At 32.0% G+C, this 19,380-nt stretch carries 20 protein-coding genes and 1 tRNA gene; 12 read left to right on the top strand and 9 right to left on the bottom strand.

Features of this window, described 5'->3' with window-relative positions:
- Positions 1 to 31 precede the first annotated feature (31 nt).
- The 6 genes from HUE53_RS06775 to feoB all read left to right on the top strand — a co-directional run bounded on the left by HUE53_RS06775 (position 32) and on the right by feoB (position 6,194).
- A complete protein-coding gene (locus tag HUE53_RS06775; RefSeq protein ID WP_014165959.1) occupies positions 32 to 502 on the top strand; it encodes a methylated-DNA--[protein]-cysteine S-methyltransferase in 471 nt (156 codons plus the stop codon).
- 67 nt (positions 503 to 569) lie between these two features.
- The gene (locus HUE53_RS06780; RefSeq protein WP_014165958.1) at positions 570 to 1,283 is read left to right on the top strand and encodes a 3'-5' exonuclease; all 714 of its coding nucleotides are present in this window, start codon (positions 570 to 572) and stop codon (positions 1,281 to 1,283) included.
- A 17-nt stretch (positions 1,284 to 1,300) separates the two neighbouring features.
- Positions 1,301 to 1,906: a hypothetical protein gene (locus tag HUE53_RS06785; protein WP_014165957.1), complete on the top strand. Its 606-nt coding sequence runs from the start codon at positions 1,301 to 1,303 to the stop codon at positions 1,904 to 1,906.
- Positions 1,907 to 1,961: 55 nt separating this feature from the next.
- The gene (locus HUE53_RS06790) at positions 1,962 to 3,401 is read left to right on the top strand and encodes a nucleoside recognition domain-containing protein (protein WP_014165956.1); all 1,440 of its coding nucleotides are present in this window, start codon (positions 1,962 to 1,964) and stop codon (positions 3,399 to 3,401) included.
- A 463-nt stretch (positions 3,402 to 3,864) separates the two neighbouring features.
- On the top strand, positions 3,865 to 4,101 hold the full coding sequence (locus HUE53_RS06795) for a FeoA family protein (RefSeq protein ID WP_014165955.1): 237 nt from the start codon (positions 3,865 to 3,867) through the stop codon (positions 4,099 to 4,101).
- Positions 4,101 to 6,194 (top strand): ferrous iron transport protein B, encoded by a 2,094-nt coding sequence (gene feoB / locus HUE53_RS06800; protein WP_065212892.1) that lies wholly within the window; start codon positions 4,101 to 4,103, stop codon positions 6,192 to 6,194. The genes HUE53_RS06795 and feoB overlap by 1 nt, the downstream gene beginning before the upstream one ends.
- A gap of 194 nt (positions 6,195 to 6,388) precedes the next feature.
- Here the strand turns inward: feoB and HUE53_RS06805 are convergent, their stop codons facing one another.
- Genes HUE53_RS06805 through HUE53_RS06815 form a run of 3 tightly spaced genes read right to left on the bottom strand, consistent with a single transcriptional unit; the run spans position 6,389 to position 9,323 of the window.
- Positions 6,389 to 6,784, bottom strand: a complete 396-nt coding sequence (locus HUE53_RS06805) for a hypothetical protein (protein ID WP_014165953.1) — start codon at positions 6,782 to 6,784, stop codon at positions 6,389 to 6,391.
- Positions 6,781 to 8,667: an Nramp family divalent metal transporter gene (locus HUE53_RS06810; RefSeq protein WP_065212890.1), complete on the bottom strand. Its 1,887-nt coding sequence runs from the start codon at positions 8,665 to 8,667 to the stop codon at positions 6,781 to 6,783. Before HUE53_RS06810 ends, HUE53_RS06805 begins: the two co-directional genes overlap by 4 nt.
- Positions 8,664 to 9,323: a metal-dependent transcriptional regulator gene (locus HUE53_RS06815; protein ID WP_041253468.1), complete on the bottom strand. Its 660-nt coding sequence runs from the start codon at positions 9,321 to 9,323 to the stop codon at positions 8,664 to 8,666. Before HUE53_RS06815 ends, HUE53_RS06810 begins: the two co-directional genes overlap by 4 nt.
- A 93-nt stretch (positions 9,324 to 9,416) precedes the next feature.
- On the opposite strand from HUE53_RS06815, the gene HUE53_RS06820 reads away from it, so the two are divergent.
- Positions 9,417 to 11,675, top strand: coding sequence for a TonB-dependent receptor (locus HUE53_RS06820; RefSeq protein WP_014165950.1), 2,259 nt, complete (start codon positions 9,417 to 9,419; stop codon positions 11,673 to 11,675).
- A gap of 33 nt (positions 11,676 to 11,708) precedes the next feature.
- Here HUE53_RS06820 and HUE53_RS06825 read toward each other — a convergent pair whose 3' ends face one another.
- The 6 genes from HUE53_RS06825 to HUE53_RS06850 form a co-directional block, all read right to left on the bottom strand.
- Positions 11,709 to 12,245 (bottom strand): transposase, encoded by a 537-nt coding sequence (locus tag HUE53_RS06825; RefSeq protein ID WP_225556188.1) that lies wholly within the window; start codon positions 12,243 to 12,245, stop codon positions 11,709 to 11,711.
- Positions 12,238 to 13,197, bottom strand: coding sequence for an ISAon1 family transposase (locus HUE53_RS06830; protein ID WP_454951481.1), 960 nt, complete (start codon positions 13,195 to 13,197; stop codon positions 12,238 to 12,240). Before HUE53_RS06830 ends, HUE53_RS06825 begins: the two co-directional genes overlap by 8 nt.
- The gene (locus tag HUE53_RS06835) at positions 13,190 to 13,573 is read right to left on the bottom strand and encodes an ISAon1 family transposase N-terminal region protein (RefSeq protein ID WP_014165862.1); all 384 of its coding nucleotides are present in this window, start codon (positions 13,571 to 13,573) and stop codon (positions 13,190 to 13,192) included. The genes HUE53_RS06830 and HUE53_RS06835 overlap by 8 nt, the downstream gene beginning before the upstream one ends.
- A gap of 25 nt (positions 13,574 to 13,598) precedes the next feature.
- The gene (locus HUE53_RS06840) at positions 13,599 to 14,087 is read right to left on the bottom strand and encodes an ISL3 family transposase (RefSeq protein WP_454951490.1); all 489 of its coding nucleotides are present in this window, start codon (positions 14,085 to 14,087) and stop codon (positions 13,599 to 13,601) included.
- Complete coding sequence (locus HUE53_RS06845) at positions 14,080 to 14,463, bottom strand: ISAon1 family transposase N-terminal region protein (protein WP_014165862.1); 384 nt, start codon at positions 14,461 to 14,463, stop codon at positions 14,080 to 14,082. Before HUE53_RS06845 ends, HUE53_RS06840 begins: the two co-directional genes overlap by 8 nt.
- 346 nt (positions 14,464 to 14,809) lie before the next feature.
- Positions 14,810 to 16,198, bottom strand: coding sequence for a dipeptidase (locus HUE53_RS06850; RefSeq protein WP_077225811.1), 1,389 nt, complete (start codon positions 16,196 to 16,198; stop codon positions 14,810 to 14,812).
- 186 nt (positions 16,199 to 16,384) lie between these two features.
- Between HUE53_RS06850 and HUE53_RS06855 the strand changes: the two genes are divergently transcribed.
- The 5 genes from HUE53_RS06855 (at position 16,385) to tssD (HUE53_RS06875) (ending at position 19,336) form a co-directional block, all read left to right on the top strand.
- A tRNA-Leu gene (locus HUE53_RS06855) sits at positions 16,385 to 16,466 on the top strand.
- Positions 16,467 to 17,034: 568 nt separating this feature from the next.
- Positions 17,035 to 17,421, top strand: a complete 387-nt coding sequence (gene tssD / locus HUE53_RS06860) for a type VI secretion system tube protein TssD (protein ID WP_014165948.1) — start codon at positions 17,035 to 17,037, stop codon at positions 17,419 to 17,421.
- A gap of 125 nt (positions 17,422 to 17,546) precedes the next feature.
- Positions 17,547 to 18,230: a hypothetical protein gene (locus tag HUE53_RS06865; RefSeq protein WP_014165947.1), complete on the top strand. Its 684-nt coding sequence runs from the start codon at positions 17,547 to 17,549 to the stop codon at positions 18,228 to 18,230.
- Positions 18,227 to 18,937, top strand: a complete 711-nt coding sequence (locus HUE53_RS06870; RefSeq protein WP_014165946.1) for a hypothetical protein — start codon at positions 18,227 to 18,229, stop codon at positions 18,935 to 18,937. Before HUE53_RS06865 ends, HUE53_RS06870 begins: the two co-directional genes overlap by 4 nt.
- A gap of 12 nt (positions 18,938 to 18,949) precedes the next feature.
- A complete protein-coding gene (gene tssD, locus HUE53_RS06875; RefSeq protein ID WP_014165945.1) occupies positions 18,950 to 19,336 on the top strand; it encodes a type VI secretion system tube protein TssD in 387 nt (128 codons plus the stop codon).
- The last annotated feature ends 44 nt before the right edge of the window (positions 19,337 to 19,380 follow it).

Here is a 19,380-nt window from a genome sequence, read left to right on the forward strand (position 1 = left end):
AAAAACACTAGGTCTTTTGTACCCCATTTTTATGAAAACAGCATTTATTCATTCCCCATTAGGTATCGTTAAAATAGAAGGAAATGAAGAGGGAATTGCTGGCATTTCAATAGCAACAGAAGGTAAGTTATCTGATCCAATTCCAAAAGAACTCCTAGATGCCGTAAATCAACTACAAGAGTATTTTAACGGTAATAGAAAAGAATTTTCATTTTCATTAAATCCAGAAGGAACTGATTTTCAAAAAAAAGTTTGGAATGAATTACTTCAAATTCCTTTCGGAAAAACAATTTCTTATTTAGATTTAGCAAAAAAGCTAGGTGACACAAAGGTCATTCGTGCTGCTGCTTCAGCTAATGGCAAAAATCCCCTTTGGATTGTAGTACCTTGTCACCGCGTAATTGGAACCGATGGGTCTCTTATTGGATATGCAGGCGGCTTATGGCGTAAAAAATGGTTATTAAATCATGAAAGCTCTTCGAAACAACAAATACTATTTTAATTTTAAAAATTCTTTATTTTTTAATCATAAATCTTTATTTTCGTAAGGAACGGTTAAAATGGGTAATATGCTAGACAAACTCCTACTTGAAAATATTTTATTTTTAGATATAGAAACAGTACCTGAACATGAAACCTTTTCTTCTTTAGATCCCATACGTCAAGAACTATATGAGCTCAAAACTCAATACCAACGTAAAGATGAATTTACCGCGGAAGAGTTTTATGATCGAGCAGGTATTTGGGCTGAATTTGGTAAAATTGTATGTATTTCTGTGGGCTATTTTTCTTTTAAAAAAGATATCCGTCAATTTAGAGTAACTAGTTTTTGGGGTGATGAAGTATCCATTCTAAATGGTTTTTCAAATTTATTAAACAGTCACTATAGTCATACACAGCATCTACTATGCGGACATAATGCTAAAGAATTTGATTTTCCTTATATAGCCAGACGAATGATCATTAATAATATTCCTATTCCCAAAAAACTAAACCTTTTTGGAAAAAAACCATGGGAAGTCCCTCATTTAGACACATTAGATTTATGGAAATTTGGAGATTACAAACATTATACTTCTCTAAAATTATTAACAACCGTTTTAGGTATTCCTTCTCCCAAAGGAGATATAGAAGGGAGTGATGTAGCTAAAGTATATTATCAAGAACAAAACATAGACAGAATTATAACCTATTGTGAAAAAGATGTAATAGCAGTTGCTCAAATCATTCTCCGATTACGAGGAGAAGATTTGTTAATAGACGACGAAATCTTTATTGTATAACATCCTGATTATTCTATATGCTTCTTAAAAAAACCTTTTATATCGTATTTCTTTTTTTGTTAGGTCATTCTTTTAATGCTCAAGAACAAATTTCTAATCCAGATAAAAAATACCGATTTATTTTTCAAATGGACAATCGTTTTTCCAGCTTAAGAGGAAACCAAATTTCTATTTTGGGCACAAAAGTAGGGGTTCAATATAAAAATAAGTTCCGATTCGGATTAGGCACTTCTTTCATTCTATCTCCCGTTAACATTACCTATGTAAACAAAAAAACGCAGACAATTAATGACAACAAGGTAAGTCTGTGGTATGGAAGTCTTTTTACCGATTGGATCTTTTACAAAAATCCTAAATGGGAATGTTTTCTAACAGAACAAATAGGTTTTGGAAAACCTAGTTTTGTTAGAGAAATAAATGATGATATTGTTCGTGATACTAATCTCTCTTTATATGTAAATGAACTATCAGGACAAACCAATTACAAGGTATTAAAATGGTTGGGATTAGGAGCTGGCGTAGGATATCGTGCCATTCTAAACTCAAAAGCAGCATTAAAAACTACTTTTGATGCCCCTATTTATATTGGAAAAGTTATACTTTATCCCGAAAATATTTTTTGATTTATTACTTTTATACCCTTTATAACGTTATTTTACCCATTTAAGATAAATTTTTATGGTTTTAAGCAGATTTTGGTTGGCAATTTTTATTTCATCTATTTTTTTCATTGTTCTAAATCTTTTCAATGAAGGAAGTTATAGTACTGATTATATTTTAAATGGTAAAAAAGAGGACCCCATCTTAGTATCTGAAAAATATTTAAACCAACTACCAAAATTTGTAGCAGATAGTATCAAAAAAGCTCCTGAAATGACAATGGTTGTCAATAAAGATACACTAAATGCTGACACTACTTATGTATATAAAAATCAAACGGTTAAATTATATAGCGGATTTCAAAAAGCAGATGGGCTACTTCCTACTTGTAAAAACAGTTTAGTAGATTTAATTCTTCCCTTAATTGCGTATTTAGCATTCTTTTGTGGGTTAATGGAATTATTAATTATTTCGGGTGCTTCTGAAAAATTAGCTAAAAAATTAAGTCCTTTTTTCGCACAAGTATTTCCATCAGTTCCTAAAAACCATGAGTCTATATCGTATATGACCTTAAATTTTGCCGCTAACTTCTTAGGATTAGATTCAGCTGCTACCCCATTTGGCCTTAAAGCAATGGAAAGTTTACAAACACTTAATCCAGACAAAGACAAAGCTAGTGATGCACAAATTATGTTTATGTGTTTACATGCTGCGGGTCTTACCCTAATACCTACTTCAATTATTGGTTATAGAGCAGCCGAAAACGCCTCTAATCCTGCTGACGTAATGCTTCCTTGTATCATTACCTCTTTTATAGGTACAATAGCAGCGTTATTAATAGTGGGTATTCGTCAGCGTATCAATTTTAAAAGCGTTGGGTTATTAAGTGTATTAATGGGTATAATAGGTGCCATCCTTGGGTTATTATTTTATATTAACACATTGGACTTGATTGGCAAAAATGCTTTTACGGGCAATTTATCTGGATTGATGCTAATATCTATTATTGGATTTACCCTCGTTTTTTCTTTCATTCATGAAAAGAGATTTACTTTAGCCAATACTACCATCTTTGACACCTTTGTTGAAGGAGCTCGTAACGGATTAAATACTGGTGTAAAAATCTTTCCGTATGTTATGGGTATGCTGGTTGCCATCTCCTTTTTTAGGAATAGTGGATTGTTTGAGATTGTGAGTAATAGCATTCGCTTTTTATTTGGACAAATAGGAATTAGCAAGGAAATTACGGATGGTCTTCCCGTAGCCCTATTACGCCCCTTTAGCTCAGGTGGTTCACGTGGATTTATGATAGATGCTATGCGAACTTCAGGAGTAGATTCTTTTACAGGGCGTTTGGTTTGTATTTTTCAATGCAGTGCTGAAACTACTTTTTATGTAATTGCAGTATATTTCGGTTCTGTTAATATCAAAAATACGCGCTATACACTAGGAACAATGCTTTTGGTTGACTTCATTTGTGTATTAGCAGCTATTGCTGTAGCAACTTGGTTTTTTTAAAACACAACTAATATTAATCCATTTATTTTAATACTTAAAAACATACTGTTCCCAAACCATTTAAATACTATTTTGGGAACAGTATAAAGAATAATAATCCTACTCCTTAAACTAATTAAAAAAAACATTAAACAATTACCTTTCTATCCCTCTACTTTTAACCCAGATTATCCGTTAACCTTTGTGATGAAAAGGAAAAAGGAAAAACAGATAAAAATGCACGAAAATTTTTTCTCTAAGCTATAGTTTTAACCAATTAAGGCTAAAAAAATGAATTCTTTTTAGATTCAAAGCCATTTTTATCTGTGATAAATTTCTGATACACAATCTGAGTTTAATACTCAAAAAAAGTATTACATTTAAGAGCTACAAATGAAGAATTATAATTATCAAATCATTTTTGTAGCATATTGATGAATATATTTTCCTACTTTTGCAATATTAATTCAATCTAAATAAACAAGTGAAGATTAACCTATCCCAACTAAGGCAAGGTCAAAAAGCAAAAATTGACGATTTTGATATCGACAGTATTCCATTAAAATTATTAGAAATGGGGTGTCTTCCTGGTAATGAAGTCCAATTATTACAAGTAGCCCCCTTAGGAGATCCCTTGTATTTATTAGTAAATGACGCACATTTAGCTATTCGAAAAGAAACAGCTGATGCTATTCAAGTAACCCTTTTTGACATTGAGTAATGAAAGTTGGTAATATTAACATTGCTTTAATTGGCAATCCCAATGTAGGAAAAACTTCTGTATTTAATCAACTAACAGGATTAAATCAACAAGTCGGTAATTATCCTGGAATTACCGTTGAAAAAAAAATTGGAGTCTGTAAACTAGCTTCTAATCTAAAAGCCACCATACTTGATTTACCTGGAACCTATAGTCTAAATGCAAGTTCATTAGACGAAAATGTGGTAATTGAACTTCTTTTAAACAAAAACGACAAAGATTATCCAGATGTGGCTATAGTTGTTACAGATGTTGAAAACTTAAAGCGAAATTTATTACTATTTACCCAAATTAAAGATTTAGAAATTCCAACCATCTTAGTTGTTAACATGGCGGATCGAATGTCTTATAAAGGCATTTCATTAGATATTCCTTACTTAGAAAAAACGCTCAAAACCAAAATTGCTTTAGTAAGTTCACGCAAAGGAGAAGGTATAGAAACCCTAAAAGATCTAATTATTAATTATAAAAACGTATCTACAGAACCTTGTTTGAACGCTTCCGAAATTGATCTAGAATATTTTAATGATTTACAAAAAGCATTTCCGAACCAACTATTGTACAAATTATGGTTAGTTATTACCCAAGACATAAACTTTGTTCATTTAGACCGCAAAGAACTACCTGATCCTTCATTCACGAAATCAAAAGATCAATTAAAGCGTCTTCAACATAAGGAAACCATTAAACGCTATCAATTCATCAATCAAACCCTCAAAATAGGTCAAAAAATCGATCGTAATCAAGCTAGAGATTTACGCAGTCGATTAGATCGTATATTACTACATAAAGTATGGGGATATTTTATTTTCTTCTTTATCCTGATGCTTATTTTTCAATCTATTTTTGATTGGGCAAGTATTCCCATGGATTTTATAGATCATACTTTTACTTCTTTAGCTAGTTGGGTAGCCTCTAGAATGCCTGCTGGGGTTTTAACAGATTTAATTACACAGGGTATTATACCTGGAATAGGAGGTATTATTATTTTCATACCACAAATAGCCTTTCTTTTTATGTTTATTTCTATTCTAGAGGAAAGTGGTTATATGAGTCGAGTGGTCTTTATTATGGATAAACTAATGCGTCGATTTGGACTTTCTGGAAAAAGTGTAGTCCCTCTCATTTCTGGTACTGCTTGTGCTATTCCAGCTATTATGGCCACAAGAAATATTGAAAACTGGAAAGAACGTTTAATATCTATATTAGTAACCCCATTTACAACCTGCTCGGCACGTTTGCCTGTATATGCTATCATTATTTCTATTATAGTACCAAACCAACGTATTTTGTATATTTTTAATATGCAAGGATTTGCTCTAATGACAATGTATTTAATAGGATTTTTAATGGCTCTTATTTCTGCTTGGGTTTTGCACAAATCATTACATATCCCTTCTAATTCCTATTTTGTGATTGAAATGCCTAATTATAAATTGCCAATGTTTAAAAATGTGGCAATTAATGTAATTGAAAAAACAAAATCCTTTGTACTAGGTGCTGGTAAAATTATTTTAGCATTATCTATTATCCTATGGTTTTTAGCCTCTTATGGTCCTGGAGAAGACTTTAAAAATGCCGAAAAAATTATAACAGAACAATCTCAATCTACAGAGGATCTAGAAGATCAAATTGCTTCCTATAAACTTGAAAATTCATATATCGGCAAAATAGGCAAAGGAATAGAACCTATAATCAAACCACTAGGTTATGATTGGAAAATTGGAATTGCCATTATTTCTTCATTTGCCGCACGTGAGGTGTTTGTAGGTACTCTAGCTACTATTTATAGTATAGAAGACTCCGAAGATCAAGAAGCAACCGTTAAAAATCGTTTGGCAGAGGAAATAAACCCTAATACAGGTGAAAAATTATTCAATACCGCTACTGGGGTTTCATTATTATTATTTTACGCCTTTGCTATGCAATGTATAAGTACATTAGCTATTACCAAAAAGGAAACAAATGGTTGGAAATGGCCTGCAATACAGCTGGTCTTTATGTCTGGATTTGCCTATTTAGTGGCTTTTATTGCTTATCAAGTCTTAAGCTAAAAATTAAAGATTGGTTATAAAAATTATTCAACGAACATTTAAAGTTTTTAGTTAAAACATTTTTTTAAAATTTAGAATATGATACAAGAAATAGTTGCCTTTTTGCTTCTGATTTTAGCGATAGCCTATTTGTACAAAAAATTCTTTGGTAAAAAAAAACCAAAGAATTCTTGTAGTAATGACTGTAATTGTCACTAATACCCTAATACGATACTATATTCAATTGGAAGAATTTGTTTTTCTTTTCTCTTTTTAAGAGGTAAAACACGTACTGTTTGCAAAGTCTTTTCTGACTTAGGCAAATGCAAACGAAACCATTCTAGAATTTCTTCTTGGTTGTTTGATCTTAACGTAAATTGTTTTTCCTCTCTAATTTTCCCATTTTCATAACAAGCTACCTGTATTACTACTTCTCCTTCCCAAATACATTGTACTCCTTCTGGGCATCTTGAGTCATTTAGAACTTTTTGTAATACAATTTCTTTCCCATTTGTATGATCTAATTTCTGATCTATTTGAGAAATCGAACGATTACTACTACAACTAATCAAAATGATAGTAAACAACAATAGATTTAAGGTGTTTTTCATATACTATTTTCTTCTTTCTTAACAATGTATAACGGAATTGATATTGCATGTCTTAATTTATCAACTGTTGTACCAAAGAGTATGTCTTTGTATCCCGTATGCCCATGCGTTCCCATTACTAAAATATCAAATTTATTTGTATTAATAATATCGGCTATAGCTTTTGTAGGGTTACCAAACCCGAGTTGGCATTCTACCTTATACCCTAACAGTACTAAATTATCACGATATCCGTTTAATATTTTTTTATCAATCTTTGTTTCTTGATCCTTTATGTGTTGACCATAAAAAATAGCTCCTACGCTTTCCACAATATGTATTAATGTATAATCAGCATCCTTTCCACCTAACTCAATAGCATGATTTACAGCTAACGCATCTGCAGTTGAAAAATCCAATGCAACAGCAATGTTTTTTCTACAAATTGAGTGATTAGGATTGATTTCTATTCTAATATTTTGATGAGTAGTATGTTTGTGTTCATTAAACGTAGGCTTTAGTAACGGTTTGAATATAATATATAAGAGCAACAAACCAAAACCTATACTAATAGGCACTATTGTTAACCATAAACTGATCGCATAATTATACGTTTGAAGTATATTTTGTATTTCTCCAAAAACCAATTTAGCGTTTAGTCCTACTATAATCAGAGCAATGATCCACGCCACAACTTGTGTTAATTTATTTATTTGAAAACCATTCATTTTCTCCGGATCACTCACAAAATGAATTAAAGGAATAATAGCAAATCCCAATTGCATACTCAAAATAACCTGACTAAAAATAAGCATTTTACCCGTTACTTCTTCGCCCAATAGCGTAATGACAATTACAGCAGGCACGATAGCAATCAATCGGGTTAAGATACGTCGTACCCATGGTTGAATGCGTAGATTTAGATAGCCTTCCATAACAATTTGTCCAGCCAATGTACCTGTAATCGTTGAACTTTGTCCAGCAGCTATTAAAGCAATAGCAAATAACGAAGCAGCCCATTTGGTACCTAGCATAGGAGTTAATAATTGATACGCATCTTGTATTTCTGCTACTTCATAAAGTCCATTTTTATAAAATGCTGCTGCTGCCAAAATCAGTATAGCTGCATTAACAAAAAAAGCTAAGTTTAATGCAATGGTTGAATCTATAATATTATATCGAATAGCCTGTTTGATTCCGGCTCTACTCCTTTCGAATTTACGGGTTTGCACCAAAGAAGAATGAAGATATAAATTATGAGGCATAACAGTAGCTCCTATAATTCCAATAGCTATATACAAGGCCGTCTGATCAGGAATAGACGGTATTAATCCACTAGCTACTTTGGCAATTTCAGGTTGAGCAAATACCATTTCAAAAACAAAACAAGAACCAATAATAGCAACCAATGTTACTACAAAAGCTTCCATTTTTCGGATTCCTTTATTTATTAAAAAAAGCAATAAAAAAGTGTCTAAAACCGTAATCATAACACCTTGTAACAAAGGAATTCCGAACAGTAAATTAATACCAATTGCCATTCCCAGAACTTCTGCTAAATCACAAGCAGCTATGGCTATTTCTGCTAGTATATACAAAAATAGGTTTACAAGAGGCGAATAAGTTTCACGAGAGGCTTGTGCTAGATCACGCTGCGTTACAATACCTAATCTGGCACTAAGACTTTGTAATAACAAAGCCATTAAATTACTCATTAATAAAACCCATAACAAACTATATCCAAACTGGCTTCCTCCTGCTAAATCAGTGGCCCAGTTACCAGGATCCATATAACCAACGCTAATTAAATAAGCAGGTCCTAAAAAAGCCAAGGTTCGTTTAAACCATGATGTCTTATTTTGTGTGGATACACTTTCGTGTACTTCTTCTAATGATTTACTCATAATTGTTTGGGTTTAATGAATAAATTTTCTGCAATTTTATTTGAAATCATTAAATTTCGATCCTCTATTTTGATATGAAGCGATGCGTCAAATTCTTCTTTACTTATTATCTTAATCGTAGAACCTAATCCTATATTTTGTTTATCTAAGTATTGTAAAAATTCTGTTGATGAATTTTTAACCCCAACAAAAAGATAAGCGGTTTCTAACTCCGCTTCACTAAGGAGTAATTCATGAATCCATTTAATTTCGCCATTTTTGTTAGGTATCGGATCTCCATGGGGATCAAAAGCAGGAAAATCTAAAAATTCATCTAATTTATCAGTAAGCTTTTCGGATTTTATATGTTCTAATTCTTCCGCTAAATCGTGTACCTCATCCCAAGCAAACCCCAACTTATTTACTAAAAAAACCTCCCAAAGACGGTGTTTTCTAATAATCATCTTAGCGGTATGCAATCCTTTATCTGTTAAAGTAACTCCTTGGTATTTTTGATAATCTACCAATTCTTTTTCAGCTAATTTTTTCAGCATATCCGTTACAGAAGATGCTTTTGTTTCTATCATTAAGGCTATAGCATTCGTATTAACTCCTTTGTGTGAAGCACCATTTAAATGATATATTACCTTGAGATAATTCTCTTCAGAATGAGTCATTTGCATTTATTTTACACAAATATAATTATAAATTTTGTTTTGAAATAATAAAATTTTTAGATTTGACTAAAAATTATTTTAAAAATTTAAAAAATGAAATTTATACACTTATTAATATTTTATTTTTACTCCCTAACAAGCTTCTCTCAAGCCTACATAGAAGGTATTGTGCGTACAGAAAATATAGCCTTATCTTCTATACAAATTCTAATAAATAAAAAACAAATTACACAAACAGACACCCATGGTTATTTTAAATCAACCGCTTTAGAAATTGGAAATTATGACATAGAAATTAACGAAAACGGCTTTCAAGAATTCAAGAAAAACATCCGTATAACCAACAACATTCCCATTGTCTTAACTATAAATCTTATTCCTACTAAAGAAAAACAAAATGACTTAGAAGAAGTGGTTATTACAGGCACTTTAAAACCCGTAAGCCGATTAGATAGTGCGGTGCCTGTTGAAGTATTTAAACCTTCTTTTTTTAAAAAAAATCCCGTTTCTAATATTTTTGAAGGATTGCAAAACATTAACGGTGTTCGGCCTCAACTCAACTGTAGCATTTGTAATACAGGAGACATTCATATCAATGGTTTAGAAGGTCCTTACACATTCGTATTAATAGACGGAATGCCTATTGTAAGTGGTCTATCCACAGTCTATGGGCTTTCTGGAATTCCTAATTCATTAATAGAACGTATAGAAATTATAAAAGGTCCCGCCTCTTCATTGTATGGCAGCGAAGCAATAGGAGGATTAATAAATATCATCACTAAAAACCCTAAAAATGTACCTATAATATCTTTAGATGGATTTTCAACAAGTTGGGGGGAAGCAAATTTAGATTTTGGATTTAAATTCAACCTTAAAAAAACTTCCGTACTAACTGGAATTAATTATTTTAATTACTCCAATCCAATAGATAACAATAAAGATCACTTCACTGATGTTACCTTACAAGATCGCATTTCCGTTTTTCAAAAATGGAATTTTGAAAGAAATTCAAAAAAAATGCTTTCCCTTGCGGGTCGATATTTTTATGAAGACAGATGGGGAGGTGAAACACAGTGGAATAAGTCATTTAGAGGAGGCAATCAAGTATATGGCGAAAGTATTTATACCAAACGCTATGAAATACTAGGTTTATACGAACTCCCTATAAGGGAAAAAATGAAAATACATTTTTCTTACACCAATCATAATCAAAATTCAGCTTATGGAAAAACATTATATTTAGCACAACAAAATATTGGATTTGGGCAACTAACTTGGGATAAGGTTATCAAAAAACATAATTTACTCTTTGGCCTAGCCACACGTTATCAATTCTATGAGGACAACACGCCTGCTACGCTTTCAGAAGACACAAACTGGATTTCAAGTGTTTTTTTACAAAACGAGATAAAGCTGAATGATTATCATACTATATTATTAGGGACACGATATGATTTTAATAAAAATCATGGAGTCATATTTACCCCTAGGTTTGCCTACAAATGGAAACCTAATAACAATACAGTAGCCAGACTTAATGCAGGAACTGGTTTTAGAATTGTAAATCTTTTTACTGAAGAACACTCCGCTTTAACAGGCGCTAGAAACCTAATTATCGCTGAAAACCTAAAACCTGAACAATCATATAATGGCAACTTAAATGTACTACACAAATGGTATTTAAAAAACGGGAGTTTCATTAGCTGGGAAAACTCTATTTGGTATACTTATTTTACCAATAGTATTTTACCAGATTATGAAACTGATGGTAATGCTATTATTTATAAAAATTTAGATGGTTTTGCCGAATCAAAAGGAATAAGTAGCAACCTTGATCTAATTCTTGGCAGCGGATTAAAAGTAAGTTTAGGGGCTACTTTTATGGACGTATCTAAAACCTCAAAAGGCATTCAAACAAGGCAATTATTGACTGAACGTTTTTCAGGAACATGGTCTATATCTTATGCCTTTCCTAAATGGTTTTTATCATTTGACTACACTGGAAATTTATATGGCCCTATGAAATTGCCGATTTTAAACAACACAGATCCAAGAAAACCAAATTCGCCAACCTATAGCATTCAAAACATTCAATGTACCATTAACAAAATTAAAAATCTAGAAATTTATTTAGGAATCAAAAATTTATTAAACTGGACACCTAACAAAGGGAATCCTTTTATTATTGCTCGTTCAGATGATCCTTTTGATACTAATGTTCAATATGACACGAATGGTAATGCAATAGCAACTCCTGACAACCCATACGCACTTACATTTGATCCTACTTATATCTACGGTCCGAATCAAGGCATTAGAAGCTTTATAGGAATTAGATATTTCATGAATTAAGAATAAATTCGGCTCAGATTAATTTTTTGGGGATTAAGCAAAAAGTTTCTCCATTCTAAAGAGGAAGAATTTAGTATCCACCACACCTCTTTGATTAGCTCTAAAGAGTTTTATTTTTGAGTTAAAGGATTCAGCATTTGCGTTTGTATGTCTTTTTACGAAGAAGTTTGCAATTGTTTCCAAATGATAATTTAAACTATTGGCAACGGTATTAAAGACAGTCATTTTTAATTCTTTGGTTTTGGATATCCAATTCAATATTTTTTGTTTAGCCTCTTCTTTTGAGGTGTATTCATAAATATTTCTAAACTCTTGGGTGTGTTTATATGCCTGATGTATTAGAGGATAATGTTGGAACAATATTTGGGCTCGCACTTTTTGGGTTTCTGTCCATTGGTTGGGTTTCTTGGCAATGATATAACGACATCGAGCCAATAGTTGTTTGGGTGTGTCTTGGTTTTCAAAAGTTATTGGAATGTATTTTATTGCTTGCTCCTTTGCTTTTTTGATAGCTTGATTCTCTTTTTCAATCTCCTCCCGGCTCAGATTAATTTTTTGGGGATTAAGCAAAAAGTTTCTCCATTCTAAAGAGGAAGAATTTAGTATCCACCACACCTCTTTGATTAGCTCTAAAGAGTTTTATTTTTGAGTTAAAGGATTCAGCATTTGCGTTTGTATGTCTTTTTACGAAGAAGTTTGCAATTGTTTCCAAATGATAATTTAAACTATTGGCAACGGTATTAAAGACAGTCATTTTTAATTCTTTGGTTTTGGATATCCAATTCAATATTTTTTGTTTAGCCTCTTCTTTTGAGGTGTATTCATAAATATTTCTAAACTCTTGGGTGTGTTTATATGCCTGATGTATTAGAGGATAATGTTGGAACAATATTTGGGCTCGCACTTTTTGGGTTTCTGTCCATTGGTTGGGTTTCTTGGCAATGATATAACGACATCGAGCCAATAGTTGTTTGGGTGTGTCTTGGTTTTCAAAAGTTATTGGAATGTATTTTATTGCTTGCTCCTTTGCTTTTTTGATAGCTTGATTCTCTTTTTCAATCTCCTCCCAGCGATATTTTATCCTTAAATGCTGGAGAGCTTCCATTACCAACTTTACCACATGGAAACGGTCTGTGACAAGGTAACTTTCAGGAAAACACATTCTTGATGCTGATTGCATATTGTTTGCCATATCAAGTGTTATCGATTTTACTTGTTTTCTATGCGAAAGTGGAATTTTAGTAACCACATCAATAATGTCCTGACTTTTGGTGCCTTTTATAACCGCCACTAAGGATTTCTTTTTGCCTCTTCCTTGTTTATTGGTTACAAAAGTATAAAGTTCACCTTTTGACAAACTTACTTCATCAATACTTAAATTCTCCCCAATATTTTCGGGGTAAATCAGATAATTTTCGGCATGTTCTAACTGTTTCCAACTTGTAAAACCACTGATTCTTTTTTTGTAATGTCTTCGCAGTAAATCAGCTTTAATGCCATAATAACTGGCAATGTTACTTATCGTATCTTCTCGGGTCTCTACCTGTACCTTTTAAAAAATCCGAAAGTTCAACAGTTAATTTGGAACCTTCTGCAATAAAAGAATAATCGCTTTTAATTTCTGACTTATCTACTGTATTTCGCCACCTACGTCTTCTGATACCTAAATAAACAGCCTTTCCTCGTATTGGAAAATCTTGTATCAAAGTACGCTCACAAAAGCCTTTTGACTCATATTCCTCTGAAATGAAACCTTCGGGAATAATGTTCTTTTCATCAAGATAGATATAAAAGCAATCCTTTTTTGTTTGAATATCTCCTAATTCTATAAAATCAACAATATCAAAATGACATAATAATTCTTCGGGTAGAAAAGCAGAAAGTATCGAAAAATCCATTTACTTTTTTTGTCGCAATTTACAATTACTCCCCATATTTTTTATGTGAGCCCTCCTCCCAGCGATATTTTATCCTTAAATGCTGGAGAGCTTCCATTACCAACTTTACCACATGGAAACGGTCTGTGACAAGGTAACTTTCAGGAAAACACATTCTTGATGCTGATTGCATATTGTTTGCCATATCAAGTGTTATCGATTTTACTTGTTTTCTATGCGAAAGTGGAATTTTAGTAACCACATCAATAATGTCCTGACTTTTGGTGCCTTTTATAACCGCCACTAAGGATTTCTTTTTGCCTCTTCCTTGTTTATTGGTTACAAAAGTATAAAGTTCACCTTTTGACAAACTTACTTCATCAATACTTAAATTCTCCCCAATATTTTCGGGGTAAATCAGATAATTTTCGGCATGTTCTAACTGTTTCCAACTTGTAAAACCACTGATTCTTTTTTTGTAATGTCTTCGCAGTAAATCAGCTTTAATGCCATAATAACTGGCAATGTTACTTATCGTATCTTCTCGGGTCTCTACCTGTACCTTTTAAAAAATCCGAAAGTTCAACAGTTAATTTGGAACCTTCTGCAATAAAAGAATAATCGCTTTTAATTTCTGACTTATCTACTGTATTTCGCCACCTACGTCTTCTGATACCTAAATAAACAGCCTTTCCTCGTATTGGAAAATCTTGTATCAAAGTACGCTCACAAAAGCCTTTTGACTCATATTCCTCTGAAATGAAACCTTCGGGAATAATGTTCTTTTCATCAAGATAGATATAAAAGCAATCCTTTTTTGTTTGAATATCTCCTAATTCTATAAAATCAACAATATCAAAATGACATAATAATTCTTCGGGTAGAAAAGCAGAAAGTATCGAAAAATCCATTTACTTTTTTTGTCGCAATTTACAATTACTCCCCATATTTTTTATGTGAGCCATAAATTCTTGCTTTTTTAAAATTTCATTCTTAATTCAAAATTTGTTACTCAAAAAAGAAACCCTGTTTTTGATTGCTTTTCTTCAAAAACAGGGTTTAAATTTTAATAATTCCCTTTAGTCTTCTTGTCTTTTAAAACATATTTAAGTACTATAAAAACTCTTATTTCGGTCATAAAACCCAAACAAATCGACTTAATTAGAAACAAAACCTCAAACTACATTTCACATGACAATTTGAATACCAAAAAAATCATTCCTATTCTATAGTTTACACAATATAAGTCAATTTTAATTATTTACTTAATTCGGTAAAATATTTGTAAAACAAAGGAATCGTTTCAATACCTTTCAAATAATTAAAAATACCATAATGTTCATTAGGTGAATGAATAGCATCACTATCCAAACCAAACCCCATCATGATCGTTTTCGATTTTAATTCTTTTTCAAATAAAGCTACAATAGGAATACTTCCTCCTGATCGAACAGGAATAGGCTCTACACCAAATGAATCATTATAAGCCTTAGCAGCTGCTTGATACCCTATACTATCAATTGGTGTTACGTACCCTTGTCCTCCATGATGTGGGGTTACTTTTACCTTAACTGATTTCGGAGCTATACATTCAAAATGATTTTGAAATAATTCTGTAATATTTTCCCAATCTTGATTAGGCACTAATCGCATGGAAATTTTAGCATAAGCCTTACTTGCTATTACCGTTTTTGCTCCTTCCCCTGTATAGCCACCCCAAATACCGTTTACATCTAAAGTAGGTCGGATAGAATTACGCTCATTGGTAGTATAACCTACTTCTCCATATTCCTCCGCAATGTCTAACGCCTTATTGTATGCTTCTTGACTAAAAGGACGTTTTGCCATTTGCGTTCTTTCCTCAGTAGACAGTTCCTCTACTTTGTCATAAAAACCAGGTATGGTAATATGATTATTTTCATCATGCAAAGACGCAATCATTTTTGTTAGAATATTAATAGGATTGGCTACTGCTCCACCATACAATCCAGAATGTAAGTCCCGGTTTGGTCCTGTTACCTCTACTTCCACATAACTTAACCCTCTTAAACCAGTTGTAATAGACGGTTGTTGATTAGAAATCATGCCTGTATCAGAAATTAAAATAACATCATTAGCCAATTTATTTTGGTTTCTTTCAACGAACCAGCCTAAACTTTTCGAGCCTACTTCTTCTTCTCCTTCAATCATAAATTTCACATTGCAAGGCAAGCAGTTGTTTTGGATCATGTATTCAAAAGCTTTTACGTGCATATACATTTGTCCTTTATCATCGCAAGCACCACGCGCAAAAATAGCTCCCTCAGGATGCAAATCCGTTTTTTTTATTACAGGTTCAAAAGGAGGCGAATCCCATAATTCAATAGGATCAGCAGGTTGCACATCATAATGACCATACACCAAAACCGTTGGCAAATTTTTGTCTATAATTTTTTCACCATAAACAATCGGATAACCAGGCGTTTCACAGAGCTCAACGAAATCGCATCCCGCGTTTTCCAAACTCTTCTTTACGGCATCAGCAGTATCAATTACATCTTGTGAATAAGCACTATCAGCACTTACTGAAGGTATTTTTAATAAGTCGATTAGTTCATTAATAAAACGTTCTTTGTTATCTTGAACGTACTGTTTAATATTTTCCATGTTCAGTTCATAAAGTAAAAGTCAAATATACAAATTGCAGAATCAAATAATCGAAAGGTCTTTTTAAAAATTTAACCACATTTTTTAAAAAAAAAAAAGTAAAAAAAATATTTGTCATTAAAAAAATATATCTATATTTGCACTCGCAATCAGCAACCACCCAAAAGGTTTAAGATTGAAAATTTCGCGGGTGTGGCGAAATTGGTAGACGTGCCAGACTTAGGATCTGGTGTCGCAAGACGTGTAGGTTCGAGTCCTATCACCCGCACAAAACCCTTAATCTTTAAGAGATTGAGGGTTTTTTATTTTGGAATTTAATCAATATTTAGGATCAAGTCAAAAACGGATCAAGAACAAAAGTTGAGGATAAAAGAAATATTGCCATTGATCACAAAAAAACACCACTTATACATACAATATTCAATAAGGCTAAGTATAAAAGCTAAAACATTCATAAAAAATCTTCCATTAAAAAAATAATTGATTTATTTTTTTACAAGAAACAAAAGATTATTTGCTCTTCCACCGCCTTAAAACACTAGAATTTCGTTAAACAACATCTATTTTTACCTACAACCAAAGAAATATTTCTTTAAATTTAAATATTAAAAAAATTGTTTTTTTTAATATAATTTGTTAAATTCGATCCGTATATGTTTCCATAAGTGGTTTTATTATTAAAAATAAATATATGAATGATACTTCAAACACAAAATAGTTCTTTTTTAACTGGTTTGCACCAAGCAGAACTTTTTTATAAAATCATTTTTATAACCTTTTTTCGCATACCCCTTAAGCAAATATATCTTCATTTGTAATTTTTAATCTTTTATAACATGTCATTTAAAACTAAATTATCAGTAGCAGGAAAAGAGTACAGAGTATTAAACATAAATTATGGTTTATTCCAAGAAACTGACGCAACAGGTAGACCTTCTACTGTAACTAGAGGAGGAAAAATTGAATTAACAATTGAAGGAACAGCAGATACTTCTTTCTTTGAGTGGATGACCAACTCATTTGAAAGAAAAGATGGCAGTGTAAAATTCTTTAAAAGAGATAGCGATGCTGTCCTAAAAGAATTAAAATTCTCAGAAGCTTACGTAGTAAAATTCAGAGAAAACTTTGATTCAACAGGTGTAAACCCCTTAACTGAAACGTTTACTATTTCGGCTAAAAAAATCGAATTAGGCTCTGGAGCTTACGAAAACGAATGGGTATAATATTTTTTTAAAAAAAAGGGTAACAATTTTTGTTACTCCTTTTTTTATTAAAACATTAACTTTTACACATATCACTTGTAACCCCAAGATTAGAATTAAAATAATTTTTAAATTTCTAAACAATTATGAGCGAAAAAGTAGCTAGGGAAGCAGAAAAAATAGCCAATGATCAAGTTATAATGAATAGTTATAAGGATTTTTATGAAAACAAAGGTTATTTCTTAACAAAAAACAGTATGCTAACTGGTGCCAAAAGGAAACCACTTCATTTTCCTTCAACATCTAATGGATTCAGCAAAAAATGGATGGACAGTTCTTGGTTTGTCCTAACCCAAAGAAAATATTTACTTCTATTAGCAAAACTTGATAAAGATAGAAAAGTAACCGATTCTGATTATTCTACTCTAAAAAGAGCTTATGACAAATGGGAATCAGGATATTATGTAGTATTTTATGGAGAAGATGCTAAATGGTCTTGCAATTTATTTGTAGGCGAAGCTTTATTTATGGCCGGTTACAACATTCTTTTTAATGGCAAGTACTTATCCGCCAAACAAGTATGGAACGGAGAAAAACTCAAATTTGTCAAAAAACAAGACGTACAAAGAGGAGACATTGCAGCCTTTGGAGGCACTCATGTAGAAATTGTTACTCAAGTACGTAGAGGACAGCTATTTGAAGATGACGAATTTTGCTCCAGAGGAGCTGGAAGAGGAGCCACTGGCAATGGGACTGAAAAATGCGACGCTGATAGTTGGTGGGGAAGTAGAGAAATAGATAATGATAACATCAAATTTTTTAGACCTTGAAAACACATCAATTATTATTTCTTCTATTTCTTTCTATACAAACAGCTTGTAAACAAGAAAAAGGCAGGTATAAAGCAGAACTTTATACAGATTCCTCTTTTGTACAAAAAAAAGATTCCTTATTAATTGATAGTCTGCAACAAATAACACAAGAAGCTTTCGTTAAAATAGTTGAATGCGACAAAAAATCTTTTGAACAAGGCAAGATTGTCAATGGAATCAAAGTGGGAAAATGGAAAAAATATCTACCCCTTTTGGATCAAAATACAATAAGTGAAGAACATATCTACTCACAAAAAGGAGAGCTAATTAACTCTAAAATCTTTGACTCTAAAACCCAAAAAGTAATAGAAGACAGGAATTATCAAAAGGATAATTTAGCAGGGATTCAACAGGATTTTTACCCAACAGGAAAATTGCACATACGTTTTGAAACCGATCAAAAAGGGCATTTCATAAACACCTATACCGTATGCTCCAAAGAAGGAAAAAAAGTCTATCAATCCTTTTTAGGAAAAACAGGAACTGGTTACATAAAATATTATGACAAAGACCATTTCCTTATCTGGGAAGGTAGGTTTAAAAACAAAAAGAAAGAAGGTTGGCATTATGAATATCTAATTGGATACGAAGGAAAAGTAATAGAAAAACAATGCAATTATTATAAAGAGGACAACTTGATTCAAACAAAAATAGAAAAAATTTAAAAATTAATATATATGTCATTTTTAGCCAAATTGGAATTAGATGGTAACATGTACAATATTTTAGAATGTAAGTACAATTTTACACAATCAATCGATAACACAGGCAAACCACAAGGAATGCCACAGGGAGGAGAAATATTTATTCGTATTGAAAGTACAGGAAATCCTGATTTTTTAGACTGGATGTTAGACCACAACAAATCTAAAGACGGTAGAATCATCTTTTATCGTAGAGACGCTATGAGCAAATTGCAAGAATTACAATTTGAAAAAGGATATTGCATCTTTTTTGAAGAACATTTTACTTCAGAAAGCAAAGAGCCCTTACAAATATCCATTCGTATTGTTGCTAAGAACTTTGACGTAAATGGCGTATCACACGATAAAAAGTGGCGATAATTCATTTCTTTTAACAATAAAGATATCATAATTAAACTCTAAAA

Source organism: Flavobacterium columnare (assembly GCF_014844295.1).
Lineage (GTDB): Bacteria > Bacteroidota > Bacteroidia > Flavobacteriales > Flavobacteriaceae > Flavobacterium > Flavobacterium columnare.

Excerpts from the sequence above, each read along its gene's own strand:
- HUE53_RS06775 (WP_014165959.1), top strand. The coding sequence starts at position 32 with ATGAAAACAGCATTTATTCATTCCCCATTAGGTATCGTTAAAATAGAA.
- HUE53_RS06780 (WP_014165958.1), top strand. The coding sequence starts at position 570 with ATGCTAGACAAACTCCTACTTGAAAATATTTTATTTTTAGATATAGAA.
- HUE53_RS06785 (WP_014165957.1), top strand. The coding sequence starts at position 1,301 with ATGCTTCTTAAAAAAACCTTTTATATCGTATTTCTTTTTTTGTTAGGT.
- HUE53_RS06790 (WP_014165956.1), top strand. The coding sequence starts at position 1,962 with ATGGTTTTAAGCAGATTTTGGTTGGCAATTTTTATTTCATCTATTTTT.
- feoB (WP_065212892.1), top strand. The coding sequence starts at position 4,101 with ATGAAAGTTGGTAATATTAACATTGCTTTAATTGGCAATCCCAATGTA.
- HUE53_RS06805 (WP_014165953.1), bottom strand. The coding sequence starts at position 6,784 with ATGAAAAACACCTTAAATCTATTGTTGTTTACTATCATTTTGATTAGT.
- HUE53_RS06810 (WP_065212890.1), bottom strand. The coding sequence starts at position 8,667 with ATGAGTAAATCATTAGAAGAAGTACACGAAAGTGTATCCACACAAAAT.
- HUE53_RS06815 (WP_041253468.1), bottom strand. The coding sequence starts at position 9,323 with ATGACTCATTCTGAAGAGAATTATCTCAAGGTAATATATCATTTAAAT.
- HUE53_RS06820 (WP_014165950.1), top strand. The coding sequence starts at position 9,417 with ATGAAATTTATACACTTATTAATATTTTATTTTTACTCCCTAACAAGC.
- HUE53_RS06835 (WP_014165862.1), bottom strand. The coding sequence starts at position 13,573 with ATGGATTTTTCGATACTTTCTGCTTTTCTACCCGAAGAATTATTATGT.
- HUE53_RS06845 (WP_014165862.1), bottom strand. The coding sequence starts at position 14,463 with ATGGATTTTTCGATACTTTCTGCTTTTCTACCCGAAGAATTATTATGT.
- HUE53_RS06850 (WP_077225811.1), bottom strand. The coding sequence starts at position 16,198 with ATGGAAAATATTAAACAGTACGTTCAAGATAACAAAGAACGTTTTATT.
- tssD (WP_014165948.1), top strand. The coding sequence starts at position 17,035 with ATGTCATTTAAAACTAAATTATCAGTAGCAGGAAAAGAGTACAGAGTA.
- HUE53_RS06865 (WP_014165947.1), top strand. The coding sequence starts at position 17,547 with ATGAGCGAAAAAGTAGCTAGGGAAGCAGAAAAAATAGCCAATGATCAA.
- tssD (WP_014165945.1), top strand. The coding sequence starts at position 18,950 with ATGTCATTTTTAGCCAAATTGGAATTAGATGGTAACATGTACAATATT.